The 1561-nt window shown below is 63.8% G+C and carries 1 pseudogene; it reads left to right on the top strand.

From position 1 onward, the window contains the following. Nucleotides 1-1290 precede the first annotated feature (1290 nt). Nucleotides 1291-1476, top strand: a pseudogene (locus tag AC0IY0_RS28660) (SOS response-associated peptidase); the annotation flags it as partial. Nucleotides 1477-1561 lie beyond the last annotated feature (85 nt).

The following is a 1561-nucleotide window of genomic DNA, read 5'->3' as shown; positions in this document are numbered from 1 at the left end:
GTCGTCGAGGAGCACGCAGACGGTCTGAGCCATCGCCCAGACTCGCATGCATCACCCCCTGCGTGAATCCTCTGACCGCGTCAGTGCACTAGGTTCGCCCTAACCGATCCGCCGGTTGGGTACTCGAAGGTGAAATCCGTCTGTACGTCGAAACCGCGCCGCGTCAGGTACGGAATGATTTTTTTGATGACGGTTTCGGTTTCGCTCGCTGTCGCCACAGTGGACCCTTGCTCGGTTCTTAGGCCTCGTAAAAAGACTCTTAGATCGCATGCTCGACCAAGGAGAGGGCTTCGGCCCTCTCGCGAACGATTATGGACGGCTGAGGCTTCCGCGCGACTCTGTCGCGATCCAATTGGGTGCCGGCCTGTCGCGGGATACCGAGGCCGTGGAAGTTGAGCCGAGGGCAACGCCGGTGATCCTGAAGAGCTATGCGGACCGCGAGGCGCCATTGTCGGCGCCATGACCTGAGGCAAAGACACTTCAGCGCCCGCTCGCGGACGCCCCCCCGATCGTGCTCGTGGGGCGAGCGGCAGAAGGGTTGGCTCAGGGCCGGCAGAACTGGGGTCAGGGCGCGTTCGGGTATCGCTATCCGCCGGGGGCGTGCTCCAAACAGCCGGATACGTTTAGCCGTCAATTAGAGCCCCGTGGGGCAGCTTCGCGCCATGGCCACGGGCCGTTCCGCTCTCGGGGCCGTCGGCGGCTCTCGGGCCGTCTTGGGGGCGATTGGCGCCTCGCTGCTCGGCTTCGGCAAGGCCGTGCTCGCATTCCCGCTCGTCGCCCCTCGCGCGATCCCGGCGGCGCTAATGATGCTCGTCGCGAGCCCGGTCGGCCTGACGATCGCCGCCCTGCCCCAGTGGGTTGTAAATCTCCTATTTTCCCCACTTTTGGGTTGAGTCATCGCCCGGCGTTTGAGAGAGTAAACCGCATTGAGCAAGCCCCCGATCAAGACGACCTTCAGTCCCACTCGGCCAAGTTATTCGTGCGACCCGCGGCGACCGGCTGCTCGCCTACGCTATCGACATAAGGCCGAGCGGCCCTCGGTCGCAATGGAAGCTCTTCGAGGCCGACAAGACCCCGGCGTTTGCATCGACGAAGTTCGACACGACCTCGCACCTAAACGCCTTACGGATGATCGTGAGCGTCGCCGACAAGTATGAGGCCCGCGCGGCCGCCGAGCCTGCTCAGGACGGGCGCGAGACTTCCGCCGCTCCCCTCGACGCCTCCAAGGCTTGACCACCGTCCTGGCGGTCCTGCTCGGCCCCCGAGAACTTTAGTATCTTTTGTACCGACCTGACGACCGAGGCGAACGCCGAGGTCGGCACGGTTCACCCGAAGGCGATGCCGGTGATCCTCACGAATCCGAAGGAATGGGCGACGTGGCTTTCGGCGCCGTAGCCCAAGGCGAAGGAGCTTCAGCGACCGCTTGGCGATGGGGCGCTGATCGTGGTCGCACGGGGCGAACGGCGGGACGGTTGAGAAGACTTAGAACGCCTAACAGAACGGCACCGAGCTTGGTTTTCAGCGTTGGTTTGGCATGGCCAGACTGCTTCTCCCCGATGAT

Source organism: Methylobacterium sp. AC315, assembly GCF_979253755.1.
This window is presented reverse-complemented; position numbering and strand designations above follow the sequence as displayed.